Annotated in this window: 24 protein-coding genes; 21 read left to right on the forward strand and 3 right to left on the reverse strand. The window is 32.8% G+C overall.

The window, feature by feature from the left end:
* Positions 1 to 8 precede the first annotated feature (8 nt).
* Complete coding sequence (locus BLT80_RS04445; protein ID WP_245710094.1) at positions 9 to 1,025, reverse strand: lysylphosphatidylglycerol synthase domain-containing protein; 1,017 nt, start codon at positions 1,023 to 1,025, stop codon at positions 9 to 11.
* Between BLT80_RS04445 and BLT80_RS04450 the strand changes: the two genes are divergently transcribed.
* The 7 genes from BLT80_RS04450 to BLT80_RS04480 all read left to right on the forward strand — a co-directional run bounded on the left by BLT80_RS04450 (position 1,005) and on the right by BLT80_RS04480 (position 8,354).
* Positions 1,005 to 1,643: a cell envelope biogenesis protein OmpA gene (locus BLT80_RS04450; RefSeq protein ID WP_092466365.1), complete on the forward strand. Its 639-nt coding sequence runs from the start codon at positions 1,005 to 1,007 to the stop codon at positions 1,641 to 1,643. The two genes, BLT80_RS04445 and BLT80_RS04450, sit on opposite strands and share 21 nt — an antisense overlap.
* A 4-nt stretch (positions 1,644 to 1,647) precedes the next feature.
* Positions 1,648 to 2,202, forward strand: coding sequence for a crossover junction endodeoxyribonuclease RuvC (gene ruvC, locus BLT80_RS04455; protein WP_092466366.1), 555 nt, complete (start codon positions 1,648 to 1,650; stop codon positions 2,200 to 2,202).
* A 30-nt stretch (positions 2,203 to 2,232) separates the two neighbouring features.
* Positions 2,233 to 2,598, forward strand: coding sequence for a hypothetical protein (locus tag BLT80_RS04460; RefSeq protein WP_139181011.1), 366 nt, complete (start codon positions 2,233 to 2,235; stop codon positions 2,596 to 2,598).
* A 54-nt stretch (positions 2,599 to 2,652) separates the two neighbouring features.
* Positions 2,653 to 3,780 carry a radical SAM family heme chaperone HemW gene (gene hemW / locus BLT80_RS04465; protein ID WP_092466368.1) on the forward strand — a complete coding sequence of 376 codons (1,128 nt, stop codon included), beginning with the start codon at positions 2,653 to 2,655 and terminating at the stop codon, positions 3,778 to 3,780.
* Positions 3,781 to 3,782: 2 nt separating this feature from the next.
* Positions 3,783 to 4,532: a cyclase family protein gene (locus tag BLT80_RS04470; RefSeq protein WP_092466369.1), complete on the forward strand. Its 750-nt coding sequence runs from the start codon at positions 3,783 to 3,785 to the stop codon at positions 4,530 to 4,532.
* A gap of 48 nt (positions 4,533 to 4,580) precedes the next feature.
* Complete coding sequence (locus BLT80_RS04475) at positions 4,581 to 5,192, forward strand: DUF4230 domain-containing protein (protein ID WP_092466370.1); 612 nt, start codon at positions 4,581 to 4,583, stop codon at positions 5,190 to 5,192.
* Between the two features lie 102 nt (positions 5,193 to 5,294).
* Entirely contained in the window at positions 5,295 to 8,354 is a 3,060-nt protein-coding gene (locus BLT80_RS04480) for a CHAT domain-containing protein (protein WP_092466371.1), read from the forward strand.
* Here the strand turns inward: BLT80_RS04480 and BLT80_RS04485 are convergent.
* Both BLT80_RS04485 and BLT80_RS04490 read right to left on the reverse strand, forming a co-directional pair.
* The gene (locus BLT80_RS04485) at positions 8,331 to 9,059 is read right to left on the reverse strand and encodes a tetratricopeptide repeat protein (protein ID WP_092466372.1); all 729 of its coding nucleotides are present in this window, start codon (positions 9,057 to 9,059) and stop codon (positions 8,331 to 8,333) included. The two genes, BLT80_RS04480 and BLT80_RS04485, sit on opposite strands and share 24 nt — an antisense overlap.
* Positions 9,059 to 9,610: an RNA polymerase sigma factor gene (locus BLT80_RS04490; protein WP_092466373.1), complete on the reverse strand. Its 552-nt coding sequence runs from the start codon at positions 9,608 to 9,610 to the stop codon at positions 9,059 to 9,061. The genes BLT80_RS04485 and BLT80_RS04490 overlap by 1 nt, the downstream gene beginning before the upstream one ends.
* 84 nt (positions 9,611 to 9,694) lie before the next feature.
* On the opposite strand from BLT80_RS04490, the gene BLT80_RS04495 reads away from it, so the two are divergent.
* The 14 genes from BLT80_RS04495 (at position 9,695) to BLT80_RS04560 (ending at position 25,724) form a co-directional block, all read left to right on the forward strand.
* Positions 9,695 to 10,504 carry a DUF4412 domain-containing protein gene (locus BLT80_RS04495; RefSeq protein WP_092466374.1) on the forward strand — a complete coding sequence of 270 codons (810 nt, stop codon included), beginning with the start codon at positions 9,695 to 9,697 and terminating at the stop codon, positions 10,502 to 10,504.
* 27 nt (positions 10,505 to 10,531) lie between these two features.
* Entirely contained in the window at positions 10,532 to 11,182 is a 651-nt protein-coding gene (locus BLT80_RS04500; RefSeq protein WP_139181012.1) for a hypothetical protein, read from the forward strand.
* Between the two features lie 105 nt (positions 11,183 to 11,287).
* The gene (locus tag BLT80_RS04505) at positions 11,288 to 11,884 is read left to right on the forward strand and encodes a hypothetical protein (RefSeq protein WP_139181013.1); all 597 of its coding nucleotides are present in this window, start codon (positions 11,288 to 11,290) and stop codon (positions 11,882 to 11,884) included.
* A gap of 66 nt (positions 11,885 to 11,950) precedes the next feature.
* Positions 11,951 to 12,304 carry a hypothetical protein gene (locus tag BLT80_RS04510; protein WP_092466377.1) on the forward strand — a complete coding sequence of 118 codons (354 nt, stop codon included), beginning with the start codon at positions 11,951 to 11,953 and terminating at the stop codon, positions 12,302 to 12,304.
* A gap of 82 nt (positions 12,305 to 12,386) precedes the next feature.
* Positions 12,387 to 15,233 carry a T9SS type A sorting domain-containing protein gene (locus BLT80_RS04515; protein WP_092466378.1) on the forward strand — a complete coding sequence of 949 codons (2,847 nt, stop codon included), beginning with the start codon at positions 12,387 to 12,389 and terminating at the stop codon, positions 15,231 to 15,233.
* Between the two features lie 11 nt (positions 15,234 to 15,244).
* Positions 15,245 to 19,060: a DUF7619 domain-containing protein gene (locus tag BLT80_RS04520; protein WP_092466379.1), complete on the forward strand. Its 3,816-nt coding sequence runs from the start codon at positions 15,245 to 15,247 to the stop codon at positions 19,058 to 19,060.
* A 5-nt stretch (positions 19,061 to 19,065) separates the two neighbouring features.
* Entirely contained in the window at positions 19,066 to 19,761 is a 696-nt protein-coding gene (locus BLT80_RS04525) for a hypothetical protein (protein WP_092466380.1), read from the forward strand.
* Between the two features lie 64 nt (positions 19,762 to 19,825).
* Positions 19,826 to 20,185, forward strand: a complete 360-nt coding sequence (locus BLT80_RS04530; RefSeq protein ID WP_092466381.1) for an MmcQ/YjbR family DNA-binding protein — start codon at positions 19,826 to 19,828, stop codon at positions 20,183 to 20,185.
* A gap of 127 nt (positions 20,186 to 20,312) precedes the next feature.
* Entirely contained in the window at positions 20,313 to 20,723 is a 411-nt protein-coding gene (locus tag BLT80_RS04535) for a response regulator (RefSeq protein WP_092466382.1), read from the forward strand.
* Entirely contained in the window at positions 20,723 to 21,262 is a 540-nt protein-coding gene (locus BLT80_RS04540; protein WP_092466383.1) for a heme NO-binding domain-containing protein, read from the forward strand. Before BLT80_RS04535 ends, BLT80_RS04540 begins: the two co-directional genes overlap by 1 nt.
* Positions 21,262 to 23,226 carry a PAS domain-containing sensor histidine kinase gene (locus BLT80_RS04545; protein WP_092466384.1) on the forward strand — a complete coding sequence of 655 codons (1,965 nt, stop codon included), beginning with the start codon at positions 21,262 to 21,264 and terminating at the stop codon, positions 23,224 to 23,226. Before BLT80_RS04540 ends, BLT80_RS04545 begins: the two co-directional genes overlap by 1 nt.
* Positions 23,223 to 24,356: an FIST signal transduction protein gene (locus tag BLT80_RS04550; protein WP_092466385.1), complete on the forward strand. Its 1,134-nt coding sequence runs from the start codon at positions 23,223 to 23,225 to the stop codon at positions 24,354 to 24,356. The genes BLT80_RS04545 and BLT80_RS04550 overlap by 4 nt, the downstream gene beginning before the upstream one ends.
* Positions 24,356 to 25,420: a sensor histidine kinase gene (locus tag BLT80_RS04555; protein WP_092466386.1), complete on the forward strand. Its 1,065-nt coding sequence runs from the start codon at positions 24,356 to 24,358 to the stop codon at positions 25,418 to 25,420. The genes BLT80_RS04550 and BLT80_RS04555 overlap by 1 nt, the downstream gene beginning before the upstream one ends.
* Complete coding sequence (locus BLT80_RS04560) at positions 25,407 to 25,724, forward strand: histidine kinase (RefSeq protein WP_092466387.1); 318 nt, start codon at positions 25,407 to 25,409, stop codon at positions 25,722 to 25,724. Before BLT80_RS04555 ends, BLT80_RS04560 begins: the two co-directional genes overlap by 14 nt.
* Positions 25,725 to 25,733: the final 9 nt, after the last annotated feature.

A 25,733-nucleotide genomic window follows, 5' to 3' on the forward strand; every position in this document is an offset into this window, starting at 1 on the left:
GGTTAGCATTATTCTACAGGTTTTGGAAGTCTAAAGTTAAGTACAAAATAACTACCAAAGATACTTGGAATTACAAAATTGAGTAGCCACATTAAGCTTGTAACGGATAAAATGATGAACTCATTAATGTCAATATAACTAAACAAAAATACAGCGATGCTGCCTTTTACCACGACATCAAAAATTGAAATAGTAGGCACAATTGAGGCCAGTAAATACATACTCGTTATGATCACCATGGCATCGTAATATGTAATCTCAACGCCTAACAATGTTAACAAATAATAAAATTGAAATGAAAATATAAGGTATCTAATTAAGGAGATTGACAGATTTATACCATGCGCTTTTAAAGTAATAGATTTTATGAAATCGATTATAAAAGAGACTGAAAACCCTTTTATTTTAAAGCGTTTTTGGGTTATGCCAAAGAACACTAACAATCCAAGTATTATAATTAGGATTCCGACACCTACTATTTTATAATAGTTAAGAGCAATGGGATAATGGTTTATAAAAAGCAGTAAACCAATAGCGCCCAAAAGCGTCGTTATGGTCATCTGTGCCATATTCCCTAATAGGTTGAGTAATACTATTTTTGTTCTAAATCGTTTAGTGTAGTAAATGGCTTTAGCACCATAATCTCCAATACGATTTGGAGTTATTAACGACGCTGTTAAACCACCTAAACTCTGTTCTAAAGCTGATTTAAAAGAAATGGGTTTCACAATGTATACTAAATGTTTCCATTTTAGAATTTCAAAAAACCAATTAAAACTGCTTAAAACAATTAAAATAATGCTATTTTTTAATGAAAAAACGTCATTTTCTTTCAAAAAAGCAACAAATTTGTTGAATTCTAAATTTTCGTTTTCAACAATTTTATAATAAATAAAATAAACTGCACCAACTACAATACTCAACTTAAGAAGTACAAAGAAGAATTGTTTAATTTTGTGAGGTACATTGTAACGCATACTACAAATAAAATCAAAAACTAACAGATGCAATACTATTTTAAACAATACCTTATCTTTTTTGTTATCGTTTTTATAACGTTTAATAGCCAGGCGCAACTAAAAGACACTGCACAATGGAAAGCTATGTTTGCAGTTGGAGTAAATTATCCAACAACAGACGGATTTGTAAAAGGGTCTTATGCTAAGTCTGTGAATTTTCCAACAGTTAATTTAGGAATTCAGCACATGCTAACTCGTCAATATGGAGTAAAATTAGATTATGGATTTAACCGTTTTAAAAATGCTGACGACACACCAGAATTTAAAATTAACTATTCAAGAATAAACGCTCAATTTGTTTTTGATCCTTCAGAATATATTGGTTTTTTGCCAAGTAGATTGCGCACCGTTGCACATGCCGGACCAGGTGTGGCGTTTGTAAAACCATTAGGAACATTACGTGATAATAAACAAACCTTTGTAAACCTATTAGGAGGTATAGAAGTGCATTATGCAATAAACGAAAAAGTTTCTGTATATACAGATGTTGCTTATTTGTACGGTTTAACATCTTTAGATAAATATGACCCGGTATTAAGTGGTTTAGGTGCTTTTAATGGCAGTGTATTTAATCTTACCTTTGGCTTGGCAGTTTCATTAAGTGGTTGCCAGTTTTGCGATTAAAAACATGAGTAAAGAAAAAATTATTTTGGGCATAGATCCAGGAACTACAATTATGGGTTTTGGACTCATAAAAGTTGTAGGTAAAAAAATGGAATTTCTGCAACTTAATGAACTCATGCTAAAAAAGTATGATGATCATTATCTTAAGCTCAAACTCATTTTTGAACGTACCATAGAACTTATAGATACCTATCATCCAGACGAAATAGCTATTGAAGCTCCTTTCTTTGGTAAAAACGTACAAAGTATGCTCAAATTAGGACGCGCACAAGGTGTTGCTATGGCAGCAGGCTTGTCTCGCGAAGTGCCTATTACAGAGTATGCTCCAAAAAAAATTAAAATGGCTATTACCGGAAATGGAAATGCCAGCAAAGAGCAAGTCGCTAAAATGTTGCAAAGTATGTTAGGACTTAAAGAATTACCAAAAAACTTGGATTCTATGGATGGTTTGGCAGCTGCAGTTTGTCATTTTTATAACGAAGGACGCGTTGAGGTCGGTAAAAGTTATTCTGGATGGTCTGCTTTTGTGAAGCAGAATGAAGACCGCGTTAAGAAATAGGTAGTCATAATATTCAGTAAAAAATAGTAAATGAGAGTCATTATCTTACTTTTAATATTCAGTCAGTCGCTTTTGAGTTTTAGTCAAGGACAAGTTGAAATGAATGATATTGCTCACGAAAATTGGTATCAATCTCAAAAAATTAAAGATTCATTAATTCTTGAATTAAAAATTATAAATAAAACGGAATCAATATTTATGGCTTCTTTTGAAGCCTCAGAGAAACTTTGGGAAACTTTTGTTGAAGAGCAATTTAAACTCAAATTCCCAGCGTATGAATCTTGGGAAACAAGACGAGAAATTTATGGAAGTCAATTTGATATGCTTTATTTTAATTTCATGAAAATGTATTGCGATTTAAGGATTTCAACGTTATATGACTTATTTGAAGAATAAGAAAAAATTTGAGTGCAACCGACTGCAAACTGCGACTGAATACTGAAAACTAATATGAGCGGCATATACATCCACATACCATTCTGCAAACAAGCATGTCATTATTGCGACTTTCATTTTTCGACGTCCATGAAGAAAAAAGGGGATCTTATTAGTGCCTTAGCCAAAGAATTAGAACTTCGTAAAGATGAATTCAAAAATTCCAGCGTAGAAACTATTTATTTTGGAGGTGGAACACCGAGCTTATTATCGAATGATGAATTACAATTTATAATAGATTCAGTTTATAAAAATTACAAGGTTTCTGACAACCCAGAAATTACGCTTGAAGCCAATCCGGATGATTTATCTAAAGAGCGCATCATAGCACTCTCCAAGAGTCCAATCAATCGGTTGTCTATCGGCATTCAATCTTTCTTTGAATCGGATTTAAAACTGATGAATCGTGCACACAATGCTAATGAAGCAAAATCGTGTTTAGAAGAAGCAACGAAGCATTTCGATAACATTTCTTTAGATTTAATTTACGGCATACCAGGAGCTTCAAATGCGCAATGGTTAGCGAATATAGAAATGGCTTTAAGTTTTGGCGTGCCCCATATTTCAAGTTATGCCTTAACCGTTGAGCCAAAAACAGCTTTAGCGTCATTCATTAAAAAAGGAATTATTGATAATGTAGATGATGAGCAAGCGCATGAGCAATTTCATCTTTTGAAAGCTAAATTAGAGTCTTCAGGATTTGTTCATTATGAATTGTCTAATTTTGGAAAAGAAGGTTTTTTCAGCAAGAACAATTCAGCCTATTGGCAAGGAAAATCTTATTTAGGAATCGGACCTTCGGCCCATTCATTTAATGGGAAACAACGAGGCTGGAATGTGAGTAATAATTCAAAATATATTAAAGCAATTCAGCAAAACGAGTTGCCAATAGAAATAGAAACGTTAACACAAACAGATCAGTACAATGAATATGTAATGACAGGTTTACGAACTATTTGGGGGGTTTCATTTAATAAAGTTGAAAGTGACTTTGGTATCCTTTTTAAGGATTACTTAATTGAGCAATCAGAAATTTTTATAAATCAACAATTATTGTATATTGATGATGGGCATTTACGCGTCACAAAAAAAGGACAGTTCTTGTGTGATGGTATTGCCAGCGAATTATTTAAAATCAACTAAGCGTGTTAGCAACAATACAATTCAAATCGAAAAAAAGAGTCATAGATTTATCTAAGCCTTTAGATATTTCAATACCTCTAACGGGGAAGCCAAATAATGTAAACGCCTGGTATTTAGATCCGCCTAAGATAGTGCCAGAAATTATAGATGGAGAAACAATTAGTGTAGCCGATGGTGCTGTAGTCAATTTTAATACCATTACTTTTAATCCACATTCGCACGGCACACATACCGAAACGGTTGGTCATATTACAGAAAAAGTATATTCTATAAACCAACATTTAAAACAGTTTTTCTTCTTGGCTGAAGTGGTAACAGTTGCGCCAGAAAAGCAAGGTGAAGATTATGTAATTTCGAGAAAACAATTACAGTTTGCATTAGGAAATAAAAAACGTGAAGCTATTGTGATTAGAACCATGCCCAATACGCGTGAAAAACACACTAAACAATACTCAAATACAAATCCAACCTATTTATTAGAAGATGCAGCCGAATATCTAAAATCTAAAGGTATAAAACATTTGCTCATAGATTTACCAAGTGTAGATAAGGAGCAAGATAACGGTGAACTTTTAGCACACAATGCGTTTTGGAATACAAGAGGGAAACTACGACTAGATGCTACAATAACAGAATTTATATACGTGTCTAATAAAATTAGTGATGGTTGTTATATGTTGAACCTTCAAATTGCACCATTTGAGAATGATGCTAGTCCGAGTAAACCAATTTTATATAAAGTAATAGACTAATTTACATGTGACATTAGCTTTATGCAAGTGTCATATATTTAAAGACGCATGGAAACATTTTTTATAATTATCATTAGTATTTTAGTAACCTTAGGTTTGGTTACCATATATAAACAATGGAAAACCAAGAAAGTTACTAATGAGCAATCCATTTTACTTTTAGATAAAATAAAAAGGGTGTGTAAGTTTGTAACGGTAGAAGGTGATTTTGCAGAAATCTATCATTACGAAGATGTTAAAGCTAAATTTTTAAAACTTATTTCTAGTCGAAAAAAGGCCTTAGTTGTTATTAAAGCAAAAGCACATGTTGGCTTTGATTTAAGTAAAATTGAAATGAGTTCAAATGCTAAAACAAAAACCGTAGTGTTATCTCATTTTCCGCAACCTGAAGTGCTTTCTATTGAAAGTGACATCAATTATTATGACAAAAAAGACGGTATGTTTAATCGGTTTGAAGCTGCGGATCTAACAGATTTGCATACCAAAGCAAAAGCACATATTATAGATAAAGTTCCAGAAAGTGGGCTGTATAATATTGCTAAACAAGAGGCTTTAGAAGCCATTCGTCTTATTGAAAATTTAGTGGAAACCATAGGGTGGAAATTGGATTATTCAGCTTTGAAGATTGAAGGAGAAGCTGATAAGAAATTGTTGAAATAAGTATGCAACATTCTTCGTTTTATTTATAGTCTGTATTTATAAGATAAAAGGCATTATTTCAATAGGTTAATTGTTTAAATTTAAGGCAAATTAACCAAGATAATGAAACCCTGCATTTTTATCTATTTATTTGTTCTGTCCTTATCTTTGGGATATTCACAAAATAGTTACCAAAAAGATGCTTTTACAATTCTTGCCGATTCTTTACATATAAAAGGGGAGTATGACCAAGCTTTATTGGTTAGAAAGCAGGCGATTCAAACTCAAAATAGTGCTTCAGAAGATTATCAAACGTATTTAAAGGCTAAATATTTTCATACCTATTCCGCGAGTATGGAATTTAAGAGTTATGATTACCATAATGTAGATAAGATAATCACTAAAAAGGTTCGGGAGCAATATCTAGATAGTGCTTTACAATCGGCTATAAGTGCTAGGGATTTATATAGTAGAGACAAGCATCCAGATAGAATATTTCAGTACCAAATTCAAAACCGAATATATCATCAAACTGCTTATTTAGGGAATTGGCAGCATGCTTTAGAGCAAGCGCAATTGGGTTATGAAGTCTTAAAAGACACACTTTCTAATAAAGATAAATCCTTTGTGGATTTAATTTATGATATTGGATTTATTCATAGCAAACTAGGTGATTATTCTAAAGCCGTAGAAAATTACCAAACCTCACTCGATTTATATAAAACTGTTATTGGAGAAAACAATACTGATGTGGCCCAAGCCTACAATAATATTGCTGTAGAGTATAGGTATTTGGGTTTAAAGACAAAGGAATTAGAGTCCCTTTTAAAAGCAAAAACGATTTGGGAAGGTCTTGATGGAAACGATAATCAGCATTTTCTTTACAGGTGTTATGGTAATTTATTTTATTGGTATTCTTATTATGGAGATTTTGATAAGGCTGAAGAATACATTTTAAAAAAAGATAAATTAAGATTAATTGCTAAAACCACAAAAACTAATCTTCTATTAAGAAATAAGGAGGAGATTTACGAAGATAAATTGTCGAATTGGTACGACTTAATGTTCCATTATTCTCGGAAGAAGGATACTCTTAAGACCGTTTTTTATATAGACTCGATTTTAAAAACTATAGATTCTAGTAAAAAATTATCGAGATTCGAAGTGAATACATTGTGCTCTACATTAAAATTTAACGCCTCGCTTATTACACATAAAAATCCGGAAAAAGCACTAAAATTGTTAGATATAGCTATAGCTATTAATGATAAGTATAAGACGGTTTACTATACTAAATCATTCGGTTATAAATTATATAAAGCAGAACTATTATTAGAGCGACGCCAATTTAATGACGCCCTAGTTGTAATAAATGACTTGGAAGAAATTAAAGAGGAAGAAGAGACTTCGAGTCAATTTAAGTTAGCAATTCTAAGAGCAAAAACAGCACAAGCCTTACATCAGAAACTAGCTTCTAAACGTTATTTTGATAATGCTTTTATGTTATTGAATAACTCTAATAATGACATTGATGATTTAAAAATAGAACATTTAAAACCGTTAATTTCCTTTGAAACTATCGCTGGTTTTTTAGCTATGGGTGATTTTTATTTTGAGCTATATAAGCAAGAAGATAAAAAAGCAGATCTAGAAAAAGCAACGTATCGCTACATGATGGCTTCTGAAATTTACAATCAATTATACTTAGGTCAACGTTATAATGAGAGCTTATTTACAAATTATAATGCCATAAATGACGGTTTATTAAAAGTCGCTTTGGAACAATCTGATGATACGAGTTTGTTATCTGAAATTTTGAACACTATTGAAAGTAACGGCTCAAAATTAACATGGTCTAAATTTGTATTTAACAGCCAACGACAACAATTAAAAATTCCAGAAAACTTTATTAGCAAAGAAGATCATATTAAAGCGCAACTCAATTTTTATCAAAAGGCTTTAATTGATATTAAAGAAGATTCAGAAGACAAAAAATCGTTGTGGCAGGATAAAGTTTACGACTTGAAAAATGATTTAATCAAACTTCAAGATTCAATAAAACTGCGAAATAAAACCTATTATCAATTTAATGTTCAAAAGTTTGATATTACAAGCTTACAAGCAGATTTAAAAGATAAAGAAGGAGTACTAAAATATATATTTACGGATGCTCATCTTTATGCTTTTTTAATAACAAAAAATGAAATTAAAATCTTAACAATAGGGGATAAATCAACGGTTATAAATGCTTTAAAAGAAAGTTTAAATGTCTTAAAACAACGCGTACCTAATTACCGAGAAAATCTAAATAACGTTTCAAGTTTATTACTCAATCAAATCGATTATCAAGATTATAATAACTTAATTATTATTCCAGATGGAGCTATTCATTATTTGCCATTTGAAGCGCTTATTTTAGGTCAGAACATGCCATTGGTAAGTTATGCGTCATCATTACTTCTTTATCAGGAACAGAAAAAGATAACATCGACTTTCAATGATGTAAAAATAGGTGCCTTTTCTGCCTCAAATATAACATCAAAATTGCCTAAAGCATTGCCTGAAATTAATGCAATTCTCAATATTTTTAATGGAGTCGCCTATTTCAATGCTTCAAAAAAAGAATTTGAAAACAAAGCCAATGACTTCAATGTGTTACATCTTGCTATGCATTCTAAAATAGATGAGGTACATCCCGAATTTTCATCACTTAGTTTTTATGGTGAAGACGATAATCAACTTTTTATTTCTGAATTATACAATGAAACCCTAAAGGCGAATATGGTAGTATTGAGTGCCTGCGATACTGGTAGCGGTTTTTATGAAAATGGTGAAGGAGTAATTAGTTTATCTAGAGCTTTTAATTATGCAGGAATCCCAAGTACCGTAATGAGTTTATGGAAAGTAGATGATGAAGCTACGGCTACAATAATGACCTATTTTTATGAGCATTTAAAACGCGGAGAATCGAAAGATGAAGCACTTAAAAACGCCAAATTAGATTATTTAGAAAACACAGAGGATGACTTACTTAAACATCCCTATTATTGGTCTGGTTTTGTGATTACAGGCAATACAGATGCTCTTGTAGAAACACATAATTATTGGGTGTACTTCCTTTTATTGGTAGTCATCATAATTGCGACCTTCAGAAAACAATTATTCTATTTTTTTAAGAAGTGAAATTGCGTCGTCTTTTTTAAAGGTTTCACTTGAGTTGATCAACAATGTTAATTCTTGTTTCGCTTTATCATGCTGTTTTGTTTTTAAATATGCTAAAGCCAAATACCAATGCGAGCGATTGGTTAATAGATCTGAATGTTTTAGGTGTTCTTCAAATTTTGAAATTGCATTTTTATAATCTCCTAAGGCTAATAATGAATTTGCTTCATAGAATAATAACTCCGAGTTTTCTGAATCTTGATAAGCCTTTTTAAATAATAAAATGGCCTGTTTATAATCCGCTTCACTATAAGAAATAAAGGCATTATTTAAAGTAGTTTCGTTATCTGTGGAGCGTACAATTGGTGAGGTTACATTTTTTGAAGGTTCAAAATAGGTTGAAAATAATTTTTCTTCATCAAAGGATTCTGTCATCAAATAATTAAAACTAAAAACAATCAAAACAATTGCTGCAGCTGTAATTAATGGCTTTATCCATTTTGTGATTGTCTTTTTATGCTGTTTAGAATATTCAGACTCATAAGATTCTAATTGCTTTTTAAATTGCGCGTCATCTTCTGTTTCAGAAACTGTTTTCACAGCTTTAAGGAAGTCTACTTCTTGTTTAAAACTGGGATTAGTATCGTAAAGTGTTTGGAATTCTAGAGATTCGTCTGTTGTCAACCTCTTAGAAAAATACTTTTCTATTAGTGTTTCGTTAGTCATTATTTAAGGGGATTTTTTATCAGGTTTTTCAATGTTTTTAGGCAGCGTGATTTTTGACTTCGCACTACGGCTTCATTTTCATAACCCTCTAAAGTTGCTATTTCATCATTAGTTAGTCCTCTGTAAAAACTTAATGTTAACATTTGCTGGCAACTTTTTCCTAATTGCTTAAAATAATGGCGAAGTAATTCTTGCTCTTTGGTAAGCTTTTCTGATGCATCTACAGTGATTTCTTCATAGTCAGCGTCTACCTTATGCAGTAAAAGATCATAAGATTGCTTAGAGGAATATTCTTTTAATTTATTGTAAATAAGATGTTTTCCTATACCAAAAAGATAGGTTTTAAAGCTACTACTGACGTCCTTTAGTTTTCCGGAAATGGCATGTTTTCTAATTGCTAAAAAGGCTTCTTGATAGATATCTAAACTATCGGCTTCTGGGATATTATATTTTTTAGAAAAGAAAATAAACTCATTTCTATAATCGCCATAAATCACTTTGATGAGCTTGGTGTCATCGTTTTTTAGAGCATCAACAAAATGTTGTTCCATAGAAATTTAGAAATTTTTTTTAGAAGATGTTAACATCTGTGATTTTTCCTTCACTAAAGATATATCATTCTAAATCAAATCAACATGAAAAGTAAAAATACTTGTGTTATTGTATCTATTGTTTTTTGCTTGTTTTCTATCTCAACATCTCAAGCTCAGTTTCTAAATAAACTTAAAAAACGAGTAGAGCAAAAGGTGGAAAACGCTGTCATTGAAAAAGCCGCTGATAGAGCGTCTGAAAAAGCTACTAAATCCATGGATAAGGCTTTTGATAGTAATCCATTTGGGGGTAGCAAAGAAAAAGCCGAAGCCTCTTTAGTTGCGAATTCTTATGATTTTACTTGGAAATATTCTTTAAAAATGACCACCAAAGAAGGCGAAATGGTTTTTGATTATTATTTAAAACCAGGCGCTTCTTATTTTGGGTTTACTACCGCTGTCATGGAAAGTATGTTTACAGTTATGGATAATGAGAACAAGGTAACTGTAATGTTTATGGAATCTGAAGGTACTAATATAGGTATGGTAAACCAAATGCCAGAGTTAGATATTGAAGAAGCAAATAACGAATCGGACCAATTTAAATTTGAAGTGCTACCAGAAAAAACAGTAAATGGTTTTAACTGCAAAGGAGTTAAAGCTACTAATGAGGAGTATGAAATGGTCATGTATTTTACTAACGAAACGGAAGTGAGTTTTGATGATATCTTCAAAAACAAAACCACTAAAATACCAACACAGCTTAAAGATTATTTTGATCCTAATGAGAAAACACTCATGATTTCTATGGATATGCAAAATTTAAAAAAGAAAAAAGAAAGTGCAACGATGGAGTGTATTGGCTTGGAGGAGGTGAAACGGAACATGGAAAAATCGGATTATAAATTCATGTAAAAAAGAGAAAAATTTAAAACATCATCTATGAGAACAAGTCCTAATATATTGAAAACACTATTGCCACTTATGCTTATGATCGTTTTTATGACGTCTTGTAAGGAAGATTCAAAATCTTCTGGCACGACTGAATCTAAGGTTGTTGAGGGGTTGTTGAATGAAGTGACTGGTAAAAATGAAAATATAAATAATAAATATGCAGAACTACATAAAGAACTAGGTACAAAAACACCATTAACTAATGAGCAACTTATTGAAGCATTTCCAAAACGATTAAAAAATCTAAGTATAGATAAGTCAGAAGAACATAAGCTTGAACCTAAAATTATTGGAAGTCAAAACGTTGCAGGACATTTTGGAAATGATACTATAAGAATTGAAATTTTAGACGCAGCTGGCCAGAAAGCTGTTGGTGCGATTATACCTTTAAAAATGTTAGAGCTTAATAAAATAACTTCAGAGAGTAACAACACCATAAGGTATTCAAAAAAAGAGCGAAACGGCATATTAACCTTTGGTACTGATCGCGATGAAAATACTAAAGCAGATTTTCAATCTGAATTGAGATTTCTTTACAACAACCGATTTTATGTAACGGTAGAAGGCAAAGCAATGGATACTAATGCACTTTGGGATGCCATGGGAATTGAAAACCTACAGAAGTTTAAAAATTTATAGCAATACGTGAAACCTTTTATTTATAGTCATTCAGTTGGTTTAAAAATAGAAGAAAGAAGGATAGAATACAATCAATAATAAAAACACAGCTCATAAAATTATCTCATGGTCAAATTTCTAAAGAAGCTTAAAATAAAAATTATAAAGATCAATTTACTAATTCTATTGTTTTCTATGGTGGCATTGGCCTGTAATAACAGGGGGAACAGAGAGGATAGCTCTCAAGATAAGATAGCGGCAAAAAATGAAAACCCGATAAAAAGGTCTGTTGTTGATTCCCCTTGTCAATTGGTTTCGTTACATGAAATAAAAAGCATGTTTGCCATTGAAGAATATCCTATAGAATTGAAGGACGTAGTTTACACCTATCCAACTTGTATTTATAAATGGGAAGACGGAAAGGTAACGACATCAAGATCTTTTGGAGGTCAAGAATTTAAAACGGCGAAGCCTAGTGAAGTTTTAATTGTGATGGTAAAAAAAGCTAACGAAACCATGTTTAAGCAATCCACATCAGTTTACAAACAGCCTCAAGAAATTTCCAATTTAGGAGCTGTGGCTGTTTGGGATTCTAGGATGTCTCAGTTGACGTTTCTTTCAAGCAATTATATGTTTCATGTACATGTTAAAGTATCTAATGAAGACCATGATAATAAACAAAAAGCCATAGCGGTTGCGCAACTTATTATTGGGAAAATCTAGAAATCAATTTATAAAATAACAATATCACTTTCAAGTTTTAGAAAAACAATTAAAACCATAAATAAAATGAAAACTCAAAAACACATGACACGCTCAAACACTTTATTAATCACTTTACTTATAACTTTTATGGGAGTAACGGGTTGCGGTGGCTCAGACGATGATGGCGATTTTAATAATACAGATTGTAATAATTGGTCAGAACAATATTTGGCTCAAGCCAATGCATATTCGAACGCATCTAACGCTTATGCTACCGATCCAACCTTAGCCAATTGCCAAAATTATAAAACAGCTGGCTTAAATTTTATAGAGGCCTTAGAAGATGTTATCGATTGTGTTCCAAATGCAAATAGACAAGGTTTTTTAGATGATATAGAGCAGTATAAAGACCAAATTAATGCAACGGATTGCAATTAAATAAGGTTTCACAACTCTCAAGTTTATTGAACAAAAACAGACAGTTTAAAAACGTATTACATAATTAATTCAACCTTTTATCATGAAAAAACAACTACTAATTCTGGCTTTTATTCAGCTTTCATTTATATCTTTTTCTCAAACAACTTATACGGTTAACAGTCCAGCAGATTTGCCAGATATTAATATCAACGATTCTTTTTGTGGAGATGCACAAGGTAATTGTACGTTACGTGCAGCTATTCAAAATGCTAATAAAACAAGTGATAAGGATAGTATAGAATTTGATGTCTCTGGTAATGCACCATTTGTTATTACGGTTACAGATGTATTACCTCCTATAGAACAACCGCTTATTATAGACGGTAGAACACAATTAGATTATATCAACTCACCAATAATTGAAATCGACGGAAGTAACTTGCCGTTAGGTAAAAGTGGTTTGCAACTCATTGGTACTTCTACAGGAAGTGAAATTTACGGTCTAAGCATTGGCGGCTTTAAACGAATATTAGAATATCCATATAGTTTTGGTTTTGGCGTTTATTCAAATACAGGAAATCATATTTTTCAATCTAATTATATAGGAATCAAACCTGATGGCATCACTATCAATTCTAATACAGGAGGTGGATTGTATTTTAATAATACGGGAGGAAATGTGATTGGCGGCACGCAGCCTAATCAAGGCAATGTCATTTCAGGCAATGGAGTAGGTGGACTTACTTTTGAAGGATCTGAAATAAATTCGGCTGCTACAAATAATCTTGTTCAAGGCAATTTAATAGGTACGGATGCCACCGGAACCTTAAATAAAGGAAACCGTTTTAATGTTCAGTTTTTAGATGCACCGAATAATATATTAGGAGGAAATTCTGCGGGAGCTCGTAATATTATTTCTGGCAGTAGTGCATCTGATGATAATACTGTAGGAACGGGAGTAGCGCTTTCAGGGGCTGAGTCTTATGGTAATTTAATTATAGGAAATTATATAGGTACAGATATTACAGGAACGGAAACTATTTCTAATGTTAGAGCTGGTGTTATGGTATTATTTGGAGCAAATAATAATAGTATTGGAACAGACGAAGTAGGTGAGGGAAATTTAATCTCAGGCAATGGACAATACGGCATTTATTTTCAAGGAAACACAGCGGGACCTGTGGTTTCTAATAGTGTAAAAAGCAATTATATAGGTGTAGATGTTACAGGTAACTCAGCATTGTCAAATCAAATAGGCATTATGATGCTTACAGGTGAGAATAACAACAATACTATTGGAGGTACAACAGCCAATGCTAAAAATGTTATCTCAGGAAATACTGTTGATGGAATTACGATTATTAGCGGTAAAGACAATCAAATACTTGGGAATTATATTGGTACAAACGCTTCAGGTACATCAGCAATAGCTAATTATGCGGGGGTTTATTTACAAGATAGTAATAATAGCATTGGTGGATCAGAAGTGGGTTCTCGAAATATCATTTCTGGTAACTCTATTGGAATAGAAATTTCAGAAAGCACATCGAGTGGGTCTATAGTGCAAGGGAATTATATTGGTTTAAGCGCCTCAGGTGATGATGCCATTGGCAATGTTACAGGTATATCTTTATCAGCGTCATCAACCAATAGTGTTATTGGTGGAACAGACCCTTTAGATGGAAATATCATCTCAGGAAACAGCAATATCGGAATGTCTCTTTCAGGAACATCACACACCATTCAGAATAATTATATAGGCTTAAATCCAGCAGGAAATGGAGTCATAAAAAATGCAACGGAAGGATTAAGATTGTCTGGGACTTTAACAGGAACCCTAGTATTAGAAAACACAATTTCTGGTAATGGCACAATTTCAAGTCAATCTAAGAATGTCAACTTCCATGGAGCCAATGACGTTCACTTTATGAGTAATAAGGTAGGGACTTTACCAGATGGAAATACCGAAGTCACAAATATTGGGGTTGGTATTTTATTGAATAACAGTAGTAATAACATTATTGGAGGAAGTACATCTAATGAAGGGAATAGTGTTGGCGGTCATAATTTGAGTGGAATAAATGTATTCTTTGCCTCAAATAACAACACTTTTGGTTATAATCATATTGGTGTAGGTTTAGATGGAATTACCAATATTGGAAACGGTCTTCATGGGATTTCAATTACAGGTGCAAATACAGGTAATACAATTACAAATAATATCATAACAAACAACCAAAAAGGAGTTGAGCTAAGTCCTAACTTAGGTGTTTCTACTCAAGTAACAATTTCTGAGAATAGTATGTTTAACAATTCGGTTTTAGGAATTGATTTAATCGGCACCACAGAAAATGATGTGGAGGATGCAGATACCGGAGTTAACAATCTTCAAAACACACCAGAAATCAGTGCCATTAATTATTTGGGAGGAGATGCTATAGAAATCACATACGAAGTTCCAAGTTCTATAAGTAATTCGGTATACCCTTTAGTCATAGAGTTTTTTGGAGCCGTTACAAGTCAAGGTAAATATTTCATTGATTCAGATACTTATGAGGCACCAGGCAGTAAGACCATTACTATAAATATTCCTAATGGATTTGATCCAGACGATTATGATGTTATTGTTGCAACGGCTACAGATGCTGAAGGCAATACGTCAGAGTTTGGAATTAGCGTTAATTATTCATTAGGCAATTCTCAATTTGAAACGAACAGCTTTAAACTTTATCCAAATCCAGTTTCTAATAGATTATTTATTCAATCATCAGTTTTTGAAGCTTATCATTTAGAAATAATAAACACTTTAGGTCAGGTTGTTTTAAGTAAAAAAGATAATAATTTATCAATAGAATTGGAGGTTTCAAGCTTGTCAAAAGGTCTTTATTTTTTAAATATGACTTCTGAAAAAGGACATACTGAGACCATAAAATTCATTAAAAAATAAAAACATTAGTCATGAAAACAAAAATACTAGTTAGTATAGGCTTATGCCTTTTATTAAATACTATAGAGGCGCAAGTGCAAAAAGTAGAAACTTATTTGGCAGGCACAAAAGTGACTTATTATCCAAATCAATGCGGAAATACTTTACCAGAAGCGCAAGGCAAACTTTCTTTTTGTGATAGAGAGAATAATTTAGGTGTTGTAGAAGCTAGTTATGGATTAAGTTATAGAGCTATTGTAAGAATGGTTTCTAATCACTATAACACTGATGAAGTTTTTATAACCAATTCGGGCCTATCCATAAAAAAAAACAATGGAACCTGGGAAAATATTCCCAATTTTGCCGTGCCTAGAACTAATCTTAATGGTAACTCAGCCAATATTAGACAAGCGATTGTAAACAATGATGGTTTATTGTTTTTCTATCATGGAAGTAATTGGGGATTGCATTATTATGATTTAAATACAAAATCATTTTCGGTACTATCTTACGCAACAGATACCGGTGGAACTAATGGTAATTATACACATTCTTTTACTTATGATGAAACTAATGACATTACTTATGTTATGGCGCAAGCTGGAGGAAGTAGTGGCTATAAAGTTTATAAATTTGAAAATAGCATTTTAAACTTTTTAGGAAACCTTCCTGCAGCTGTTACAGGTGAGAACAGTGAAAGTAAATTAGTGTTTGCTAACGATGCCTTATATTTTGGTACAACTACGGGTTTATATAAATTGAATAAAAGCACCATTGCTTTAGAGAGCTCTTATTTTACAGATACTGCGCAATACGTTAACAATGTGAAAGATGTTGCAGATGATGGTAACGGAAATCTTTGGCTTGCAAATTATAATAATAGCGATGCAGCTATTTATCAATTTAATATGGCAACTGAGGACATTTCAACTTACCAACTTGCAAAAACAGGAACGACTAATTATCATTTTAACAATTTAGACATCGACAATAATGGAAAAGTTTGGGCTACAGCAAATAATCTATCAGGTTTTGTTGAATTAGAGCCAGATGAAATCAACCCAATCTGGACCATAAGAACATTGGAAGACATGACCGCTTTGGGATTTAAGATGACTTATTCTCCACTAGAAGTATATAAATTTAATAATAAAATTTACATCATAACCACTAGTAATACGTCATCTTCAGCCGATGCTAATTACGAGGCTTTTGTAAATGATAATGGTGTTTGGAGTGGCATAACTGATGACGAACCAAATAACCTTTCTGATAAAATACTGAATAGATATTATTTTGCCTATCCAGATGCTGATGGAGTGTGGTTTTACAACTATTATGATGGGGGTATATTGAGTTACATTTCAAATACGGACGAGTTTAAAAAACAATTCAACTTAGGAGGAACAAGCTCTTTTATTTTAGATGTAGATGGCAACCCAATACTCAATTACCAAACATTGAAAAAAGTATATATGCCTTATGTGGCAAATTTACCAAGTCATGGTTCTAGTGCAATTACTCAATATCATAGATACAAAGATCAGATTTGGATGTTTAGTAATTCAGCCAGAAAAATTTTCGTTTATAAATATAATCAGTTGATACAAACATTTAATTTAGATGAAACGGCTTATAGCAATTGGTACGATTTTACACCAGATATTAATGGTAATGCTTTTTTTGCTAAAAATGTGGGGAGTGGAATTGAATTTAAAAAGTTTGATACTACGACGCAAACCACAACAACATTTACTAGCACAGTTAGTTTAGGAAGCGTTAAAGAATTAATTCCGTTACCAAATGGCAATGTCGCTGTTATTTGTGGAGGAGGTATCTTTTTATTTGATGGTACAGATTTAACAAGTATTGGTGCCAATGACTTTTCAGAATTATATAATATTGTAGATGGTGTTTCCGACATAAATGGAAAGATTTGGTTGCTGACTAATGATTCAGCTCGACTCATAGGTATTGAAAATCCGCAGTCCGAAACACCTGTATTTTCTTCTATTCAGGTGGAAGGTACATCAGGATTAGTACCCTATAATTCTTTTTACAGACCAAAAGTATTGGCTATTGATGCTAATGGTGCGTTTTGGTCACATGCGTCCACCAAATGGATGAAAATCACAACCGATAATACAGCACCACAGTTTTTAAATGAGGGAGTCACTTATGGTATCACAGGAAATGTCTATGTGGATATTAATGAAAACAATCAATTTGATACCAATGAAGGCTATCCGAATCAAAAATTAGCTTTAAAAACAAGTACAGGAGCCATTTATGAATTGTACACAAAGTCTGATGGAAGCTATTATTTCCCTTATTTTGAAGGTTTAGGGACTTATGATATTACGCTTCCTGTGTTAAGTCCATATGTAGTTGCTCCAGAGCGTCAACGTATCTCAAATGTAACCGATTTAAATGCTGATACAAATGTTACTGATATTCAATTGCAACCTAAGAATATAGAGTCGCTATTGATAAAATCATCAGCAAAACAAGGTGCTTGGGCATTTACACGTTCCAATTTCGAAAACACGTTTACCACGGCCATAGGGAATTTGTCTTATACTAAAACATTCAATAATGTTGACTTTGATTATGTCTTTTTCAATAATGAAGAAGGTACTAATAATATATTACCTGCAATTGATGAGGTAAAAATAACGCGATTACAACCCTTACAGCCGTTTCATATTATAGAAAATCTCACCATTGAGCCTAGAAGCCATAAGTGGACACCTAATGTAGATCCCAGTACCTATTCTTCGACAATTTTGTCTTTAACACCAGTTATAACTACGGTTGCGGATACTACGAAAGTGTCCTTCACTTTGCCTCAAATAAGCCCATTAGACACGTATGTGCTTGAAATTAAAACCGAATTATTTACACCAGCAAACAATGGGTCTGTGGTAAGCTATGGAGTCGGAAAAACGGCTAGTGATGATTTTGGTGATGGTTCACCAGAAATGAATGTTGTGGAGCTTATCCCTAGAAAGCCCGATGGAGGGCAAGGTTTGCCAGAGTTAGGTGGGCCTTATAGAACACCTGATGAAATTTATGAGGAGCCACCATACGAGGAAAGAAAAGACATTTATTCAGACGGTCCTTACAATACACCAATCCGTTCTTCTTACGATCCTAATGATAAATTGGTAAATCCCGGAGTGCCAGATGCTATAAATGAAATTCAATTAGACGAAAAATGGTTGATCTATACTATTCGGTTTCAAAATGAAGGAAATTTTTCTGCTAAAGATGTTTTTATAGTTGATTCGTTAGATCAAAAATTCGATAAATACTCATTGACACTATTAGAAAGTTCTCATCCATTAACTATTGAATCCATTAAATCCAATGATCAAAATATTGTAAAATTTAACTTTAATGATATTTATTTAGACTATACCGCAAATGATGAATTAGCAAGTCAAGGTTATTTAAAATACATGATTAAGGCCAAGGATGATGTTGTCGTTAACGATATTATGGAAAATAGAGCAGCCATTTATTTTGATCAGAATCCACCAATTATTACCAATTTAACTCAAAATAAATATGTTGAAGTCGTACTCAGTATCCATCAATTTGATGCAATGAATCAGACTGTGAAACTATGGCCAAACCCTGTAGATACTATGGTCAATATAAAATTAACAGAAGCAATTCCGTTTCGTGTAAGTATCCATAATTTATTAGGTCAAGATGTACAATCCAATACTAACTTTAAAACAAATCATTTATTAGATGTGTCAGCTTTAAGTACAGGAATTTACCTTTTAACGGCAACTACTGAAAACGGAGATTCTCAATCTGTAAAATTCATTAAAAACTAAATCTCATGAAAAACGCACTCTTATGTATTATTAGCATTTTGGTATGCAATTTTGCACAAGCTCAAAGCCAGCCGAAAATTGAAGACTATCCTTTTGGAAGTTTAGATGTTGCTGTTATGGTACTGCCTTTTGGTATGGAACATCCTATAAAAATAGGACACATGTCAAAATCTGGAGATATAAAGTTTGATATTCCCAAGGAGCTTCCTCAGCTATCAAAAGAAATGGAAGACAATTTTATGAACGATGTGGCTTATACACTTTTTGATGGTTGTGATACTACTATGGTTTCTGGAAATGAAAACATTAAATCGGTTGAAACCGGAGCGCTTTCACTTTGGACTACCGACAAGCGTTATGTCGGTGTAATTTTTATAGTTTCGGATGCCGAACTTTTGCCTTGGATAGAAGACCCAGGTTATAATGAGCCTATTTTAGGATCGTATTTCGAATTGATTTATGTAGCCTCTTCCTTTAAGTACAAAGGAGAATGTACGCAAACACGAATGCTAGACGATGGTGATGCAGAAATACGATTTAGCTATGATATCGACTTAAAACCCGGTTTTAACTTCATTGAATATAAAATAGATCGTATTTATAAAACCGACCCAAACGTCATGGCCTCTTTCCCAGATAAAATTTCGGTAAGCAACGTCGAAGACATTCCAAATTGTAAATGGATAGGAAAGTATTTTTAAGATGCTATAAAATTCAGTATTTTTAAACACGTTCAAAGGCTAAATTTTTGAACGTGTTTTTGTTATGAATATAGAGGACTACAGAAATTATTGTCTAAGTAAAAAAGAAGTCACCGAACATTTTCCTTTTGATGAAGATACCCTTGTGTTTAAAGTTTTAGGAAAGATGTTTGCTTTAGCATCCCTAAAGCGTTGGGAAAATGGGGAAGCCTTTATAAACTTAAAATGTGATCCCGAATACGCTCAAGAATTAAGAGCAGAATACGACAGTATAAAACCAGGTTACCACATGCACAAACAACAATGGAATAGCGTCTATGTGCATTCTGGTGAGCTCTCAGTAAAACTTATTACGGAATTAATAGATCATTCCTATGATATGGTAGTGAAAGGACTACCAAAGAAATTGAGAGAAACACTGTAAAAGTAGCCTTTCCATTCGTCGACACTTATCTACCATCCGTCTACACTAAATGGCCCTCAACCGAATTATAAAATGCAATCTCGTCAATTGATTTATCTTGCCATGATACATAAAAATTTAGTTGTAGATGAAAACCCTCAATATTTTATTAATAGAAGATGATATGATAGAAGTGATGAAGCTCAATAGAGCCATCAGTTCACTTCAATTACACCATAAAATCACCGAAGCTAATAATGGAGAAGAAGCTTTAAAATTATTAGAGCATAAGGACAGTTTACCAGATATCATTTTGCTAGATTTAAACATGCCAAAAATTAGCGGTCTAGAGTTTTTAAAAATTTTAAAGGCAGATGATAGACTAAAATATATACCAACCATCATTCTAACCACGTCTAATAATCAAAGAGATTTACTAGAATGTTATAAAATTGGAATTGCCGGTTATGTGCTTAAACCTTTAAAATATGAGGATTATGTGTTTAAAATCGAAAAATTATTGTCATATTGGAGTATTAATGAATTAATAACAGTGTAATGAAAGGAATTGTTTTTACTGAGTTTTTAGATCTTGTAGAAGAAAAGTTTGGCTTAGAAATGGTCGATAGAATTATTTCAAGTTCTGAGTTAGAATCAGAAGGTGTTTATACATCTGTTGGGACGTATAGCTTTTCTGAAATGTTGCAATTACTTCAGCATCTTAGTGAAAACACAGGGATTTCAATTGATAATTTATTACTGGTCTATGCCGAACATTTTTTTAGTGTCATTGAAAAAAGTTATCCTGGACTTTTAGCAACCTATAAAGATCCTATAGAGATGATTTCATCCATAGAAAATCACATTCATGTAGAGGTAAGAAAGATTTATCCAGATGCAGAATTACCAACGTTTGAAGTCATAGAGAAAACAGAAAATTCCTTAATAATGGACTATACCTCTAGTAGAGCCATGCATCATTTCGGACTCGGTTTAATGAATAAAACCTTTGAGCACTTTAATGCTACAGCCACGATAGAGCTAGAGAAAATAAAAGAGGACGGCACACAAGTACGGTTTATTATTCATAAAAATTAATGAGTCAAGACCAAATCGATATACTAAAAAGAGCCCTCGAAAGGGAAAAGAAAGCCAGAAAAGCTGCTGAAAAAATTCTTGAAGAAAAATCAAGAGAACTCTACTTTACATCCCAGAAATTAGAAAATTTATTAGACGAAAAATCATCACAATTAGAAGGTGTTTTTGAGAATATAGTAGATGCCTATGTCGTAATGGACATTCAAGGAGATATTATAAAATTTAATGAAGCGGCAACCCGATTATTTGGTTATGATATCGGTAGAGATAACGTCAATGTTAAAGACCTTGTATTTAAAGACGATTATGAGTATGCCATGACTAGCTTTATGCAGCTTCATACGCAAGGTTTTTTTAAAGATTATGAAGCCAGAATTTACACCAAATCTAAAGAAGTCAAATGGGTGCATATCAATGCTAGTGTGGTTTATGATAAAGATAAAAAACCAATTGCAGCCCAAGGTATTGTTAGAGATATTACCGCAGAACGTGCTTCTGAAGAAAAACTGATAGAATCTGAAAATAGATTAGCAACATTAGTTTTAAATTTAGATAGTGGTATTGTTCTAGAAGATGAAAATCGAAATATTGTACTTACCAATAAAAAGTTTTGTGAGCTTTTTAATATTGATGCAGAACCAAGCGATTTATTTGGAATGGATTGCACAGATGCCTCAGAACAAAACAAATTATTATTAAAAAATCCGGAAGCATTTATACAGCGGATGGACGAAATAGATAGCGCTAAAAAGGTCGTTATTGGTGATGAGCTCGAAATGGTAGATGGTAAGATTTTAGAACGTAACTATATGCCTATCACCATTGGCGAGAAATCGAAAGGATTTTTATGGACATTTACAGATGTGACTCTAAAACGTACCTATCGCAAAAGTTTAGAAGTTCAAAAACAAAAATATTACAGCATTATAGCCAATATGCATTTAGGCTTGGTTGAGGTCAATAATCATGATGAAATCTTACTGATTAATCATAGTTTTTCTGAAATGTCTGGCTATAGTGAAGAGGAATTGCTCGGTAAAAAAGCAGGAGAGATTTTTCCAATAGAAGGAGGTTCTGAAATCATTGCTATTGAAAATGAAAAACGGAAAAAGGGAGAATCTAATTCTTACGAAATAAAGATTGAAACCAAACAAGGTGAGGTAAGGTATTGGCTTATTAGTGGAGCTCCTAATTACGATATCAATGGACATGTTGTCGGTTCAATTGGTGTTCATCTCGATATTACCAATTTAAAAGCCCTAGAACTTCAGAAAGAAAAATTACTGTTGAAGCTCGAAAAAAGTAATGATGAACTGCAGGAATATGCCCATATTGTATCTCACGATTTAAAATCACCATTACGAAGTATAGATGCTCTAGTGAGCTGGTTAAAAGAAGATAATAAAGGGAAATTAGACGCTATGAGTATGCGTAACTTTGAACTCATTGAAGCGACTCTAGAAAAGATGGAGCAACTCATTTCAGATGTACTCGATTATTCAAGCGTAGGAACAGATACCACTGTAAAAGCAGATGTTGATCTTAATAAAATGCTTCAAGATTTAACCACTATTCTATACATTCCAGATCATATAAAAATTACAGCATTACAGCAATTGCCAATTATAAAAGGAGATGGGACCAAATTGCAGCAGTTGTTTCAGAATTTAATCAGTAATGCGGTTAAATTTATTGATAAAGAAAAAGGGAGTATCACTATCGATTTTGAAGATTTAAAAAGTCATTATAAATTTTCAATTCAAGATAATGGTATCGGTATAGAAAAACAATTTCACGATAAAATATTTAAGATTTTTCACGCCTTAAACAAAAGCAAAGATTCTACTGGTATTGGTTTGTCTATTGTTAAAAAAATTGTCGATTTACACGAAGGACAAATCTGGTTAGAAAGTCAACTTAATATAGGAACGACCTTCTATTTTACACTTAAAAAACAATCATGAAAACAGTACAATTAATAAAACAAAACAACAAAGATTGGGCTTATGTTGGTAAACAACAGCAATTAAATCAACCGTTGGTGTTAGTTTTTGGTAATCGTTATATGCTAGAATCACCTTCTATTTACGAAGAGATAAAAGCGTTATTTCCAGATGGTCATATTGTGTTTGGTTCGGCCTGTGCAGAGATTTCTTCGAGTACGGTAAATGAAGATAGCATTACGATTACGGCTATGGAATTTGAGAAAAGTCAATTTGTAATTAAAACGAGTAATGTCTTAGATGCCGATTTAGATAGTTTTAAAACAGGAAAAGAATTGGTTCAACAGTTTCCTGCCGAAGGTTTAAAATACGTGTTCGTCGTTTCAGAAGGTAGTTTTATTAATGGGAGTCAACTCACCAAAGGCATGAGTTCGTCTAATGACGATAATTTATTAATCACAGGAGGACTTTGCGGTGATGATACCCGTTTTGAAAAAACATTAGCATCCTACAACGAAAATCCAAAAGAAGGAGAAATTGTTGCTATTGGTTTTTATGGAGAGACCTTAGAGGTCACATTTTCCATTCACGGTGGATGGACGCCTTTTGGACCAGAGCGTACAGTAACCAAATCGGAAGGCAATATACTTTTTGAATTAGATGGTCAGCCAGCTTTGGATTTATACAAAACCTATTTGGGTGATAAGGCTAAAGATTTACCTGGTGCGGCATTGTTATATCCATTGAACGTAAAATCAGATGAGGAAGAACAATCTATTGTCCGTTCTATTCTTAATATTAATGAAGATGACAATAGCGTTATTTTGGCCGGAGATATTAAAGAAAATTCAAAGGTGCAGCTTATGATGACTAACGTCGATAATATCGCTAATGCCTCAGAACGCGCAGCCAAACAAGCTTTAGAATACAGAAAAAACAAACCAGAAATAGCCTTTTTAGTCAGTTGTATTGGTCGTAAATTAGTTTTAGACCAGCGTGTAGAAGAGGAGATTGAAGAAGTTATCGAGGTTTTAGGTCAAGGCACTACGGTTAGTGGATTTTACTCTTACGGAGAAATAGCGCCTTTCCATGGTGAAATAGCTTGCCAGTTACACAACCAAACCATGACCATAACTTTAATAAGTGAATAATGAATTCATTACTTAAACGCCAAATACGAAAATATTTAAGTGAAGAATTAGAACACAGTGAAGACTTAACAAAATTTCTTGAAGCTGTCAATCGGTCCTATGACAATTTTGACGAACAGTCGTCAATGATTCAACGCGCTATGTCTATTAGCTCTGATGAATTGTATAATGCCAATAGAAAGCTACAAAAAGAAGCTAAAGAGCAAACCGAATTAATCGATAAGCTAAAAGACGTTATTAATACACTAAAGTTTTATAATTTAAAAGAAGAAGAAAAGGCAGATGCTGTAGAATTAACAGGATCTGATTTGGTGGCGTTTATTGATAATCAAACCAAGGAGATTATTGAAATGAACAAGCAAAAAGAAGCGCTTCTAAATGAATTGGCACATCAAAACCAAGAGCTGAGCGACTATGCGCATATGGTGTCTCACGATTTAAAATCACCGCTACGAAGTATCGATACGCTGACCGCGTGGTTAAAAGAAGACTATAAAGAGGCTTTTGATGCAAATGGACAAAACACATTAAACCTCATTAGAAATAATGTAGAAAAAATGGATACTTTAATTAACGGTATTTTAGAATATTCTACAATTGGTAAAAATCAAGTTGAGGTGTACGATGTGGATCTTAATAATCTTATAGATACTATTTTAACCATTATAGAACTGCCTAAGCATATTAAGATTACAAAAGCTGATTTACCAATTATTCAAGGAGATAAATATCGCTTACAGCAACTATTTCAAAATTTAATAGGGAATGCTATTGCTTATAATAACAAAGCTAAGGGAACGGTTGATATTGGAGTAGAAGATCAAGGTGCGTTTTGGCAATTTTACATAAAAGATAATGGAAAAGGTATTGAAGCGAAGTACTTCGAAAAAATCTTTAAAACCTTCGAAAAGCTTGAAAATAACGTAGAATCTTCAGGAATCGGATTATCTATCGTTAAAAAGATTGTAGATTTATATGGTGGTAAAATTTGGTTAACTTCTAAAATTAATGAAGGCACTACCTTTTATTTCACTTTAAAAAAACAACGTCATGGAGAAGCCTAATATGTCTTACATTCAGAGTATGTCTGGTGGAGACAACGCTTTTGAACAAAAGTTAATTACAATTATTAAGGCTGAGTTTCCCGAAGAAAAGAAGGTGTATTATAATAACCTTGAAGCCAAAAACTACAAACTTACAGCAGAGAACGTTCATAAACTTAAGCATAAAATTAGTATTTTAGGCCTTGAGAAAAGTTATGAGACTGCAGTGGCATTCGAAAATAATTTGCTAGAAGGCAGTACAACACTTCAAGATGAATTCGAATCTATTCTAACGATCATGACTAATTATTTACAACAGTTATAATTAGGAACG

It is taken from the genome of Winogradskyella thalassocola, from assembly GCF_900099995.1.
Taxonomy (GTDB): Bacteria; Bacteroidota; Bacteroidia; order Flavobacteriales; family Flavobacteriaceae; genus Winogradskyella; species Winogradskyella thalassocola.

Excerpts from the sequence above, each read along its gene's own strand:
- BLT80_RS04530 (WP_092466381.1), top strand. The coding sequence starts at position 19,826 with ATGAATATAGAGGACTACAGAAATTATTGTCTAAGTAAAAAAGAAGTC.
- BLT80_RS04490 (WP_092466373.1), bottom strand. The coding sequence starts at position 9,610 with ATGGAACAACATTTTGTTGATGCTCTAAAAAACGATGACACCAAGCTC.
- BLT80_RS04545 (WP_092466384.1), top strand. The coding sequence starts at position 21,262 with ATGAGTCAAGACCAAATCGATATACTAAAAAGAGCCCTCGAAAGGGAA.
- BLT80_RS04460 (WP_139181011.1), top strand. The coding sequence starts at position 2,233 with ATGAGAGTCATTATCTTACTTTTAATATTCAGTCAGTCGCTTTTGAGT.
- BLT80_RS04540 (WP_092466383.1), top strand. The coding sequence starts at position 20,723 with ATGAAAGGAATTGTTTTTACTGAGTTTTTAGATCTTGTAGAAGAAAAG.
- BLT80_RS04515 (WP_092466378.1), top strand. The coding sequence starts at position 12,387 with ATGAAAAAACAACTACTAATTCTGGCTTTTATTCAGCTTTCATTTATA.
- BLT80_RS04555 (WP_092466386.1), top strand. The coding sequence starts at position 24,356 with ATGAATTCATTACTTAAACGCCAAATACGAAAATATTTAAGTGAAGAA.
- BLT80_RS04500 (WP_139181012.1), top strand. The coding sequence starts at position 10,532 with ATGAGAACAAGTCCTAATATATTGAAAACACTATTGCCACTTATGCTT.
- BLT80_RS04480 (WP_092466371.1), top strand. The coding sequence starts at position 5,295 with ATGAAACCCTGCATTTTTATCTATTTATTTGTTCTGTCCTTATCTTTG.
- BLT80_RS04520 (WP_092466379.1), top strand. The coding sequence starts at position 15,245 with ATGAAAACAAAAATACTAGTTAGTATAGGCTTATGCCTTTTATTAAAT.
- BLT80_RS04495 (WP_092466374.1), top strand. The coding sequence starts at position 9,695 with ATGAAAAGTAAAAATACTTGTGTTATTGTATCTATTGTTTTTTGCTTG.
- BLT80_RS04505 (WP_139181013.1), top strand. The coding sequence starts at position 11,288 with ATGGTCAAATTTCTAAAGAAGCTTAAAATAAAAATTATAAAGATCAAT.
- hemW (WP_092466368.1), top strand. The coding sequence starts at position 2,653 with ATGAGCGGCATATACATCCACATACCATTCTGCAAACAAGCATGTCAT.
- BLT80_RS04450 (WP_092466365.1), top strand. The coding sequence starts at position 1,005 with ATGCAATACTATTTTAAACAATACCTTATCTTTTTTGTTATCGTTTTT.
- BLT80_RS04550 (WP_092466385.1), top strand. The coding sequence starts at position 23,223 with ATGAAAACAGTACAATTAATAAAACAAAACAACAAAGATTGGGCTTAT.
- ruvC (WP_092466366.1), top strand. The coding sequence starts at position 1,648 with ATGAGTAAAGAAAAAATTATTTTGGGCATAGATCCAGGAACTACAATT.
- BLT80_RS04525 (WP_092466380.1), top strand. The coding sequence starts at position 19,066 with ATGAAAAACGCACTCTTATGTATTATTAGCATTTTGGTATGCAATTTT.
- BLT80_RS04475 (WP_092466370.1), top strand. The coding sequence starts at position 4,581 with ATGGAAACATTTTTTATAATTATCATTAGTATTTTAGTAACCTTAGGT.
- BLT80_RS04510 (WP_092466377.1), top strand. The coding sequence starts at position 11,951 with ATGAAAACTCAAAAACACATGACACGCTCAAACACTTTATTAATCACT.
- BLT80_RS04485 (WP_092466372.1), bottom strand. The coding sequence starts at position 9,059 with ATGACTAACGAAACACTAATAGAAAAGTATTTTTCTAAGAGGTTGACA.
- BLT80_RS04560 (WP_092466387.1), top strand. The coding sequence starts at position 25,407 with ATGGAGAAGCCTAATATGTCTTACATTCAGAGTATGTCTGGTGGAGAC.
- BLT80_RS04535 (WP_092466382.1), top strand. The coding sequence starts at position 20,313 with ATGAAAACCCTCAATATTTTATTAATAGAAGATGATATGATAGAAGTG.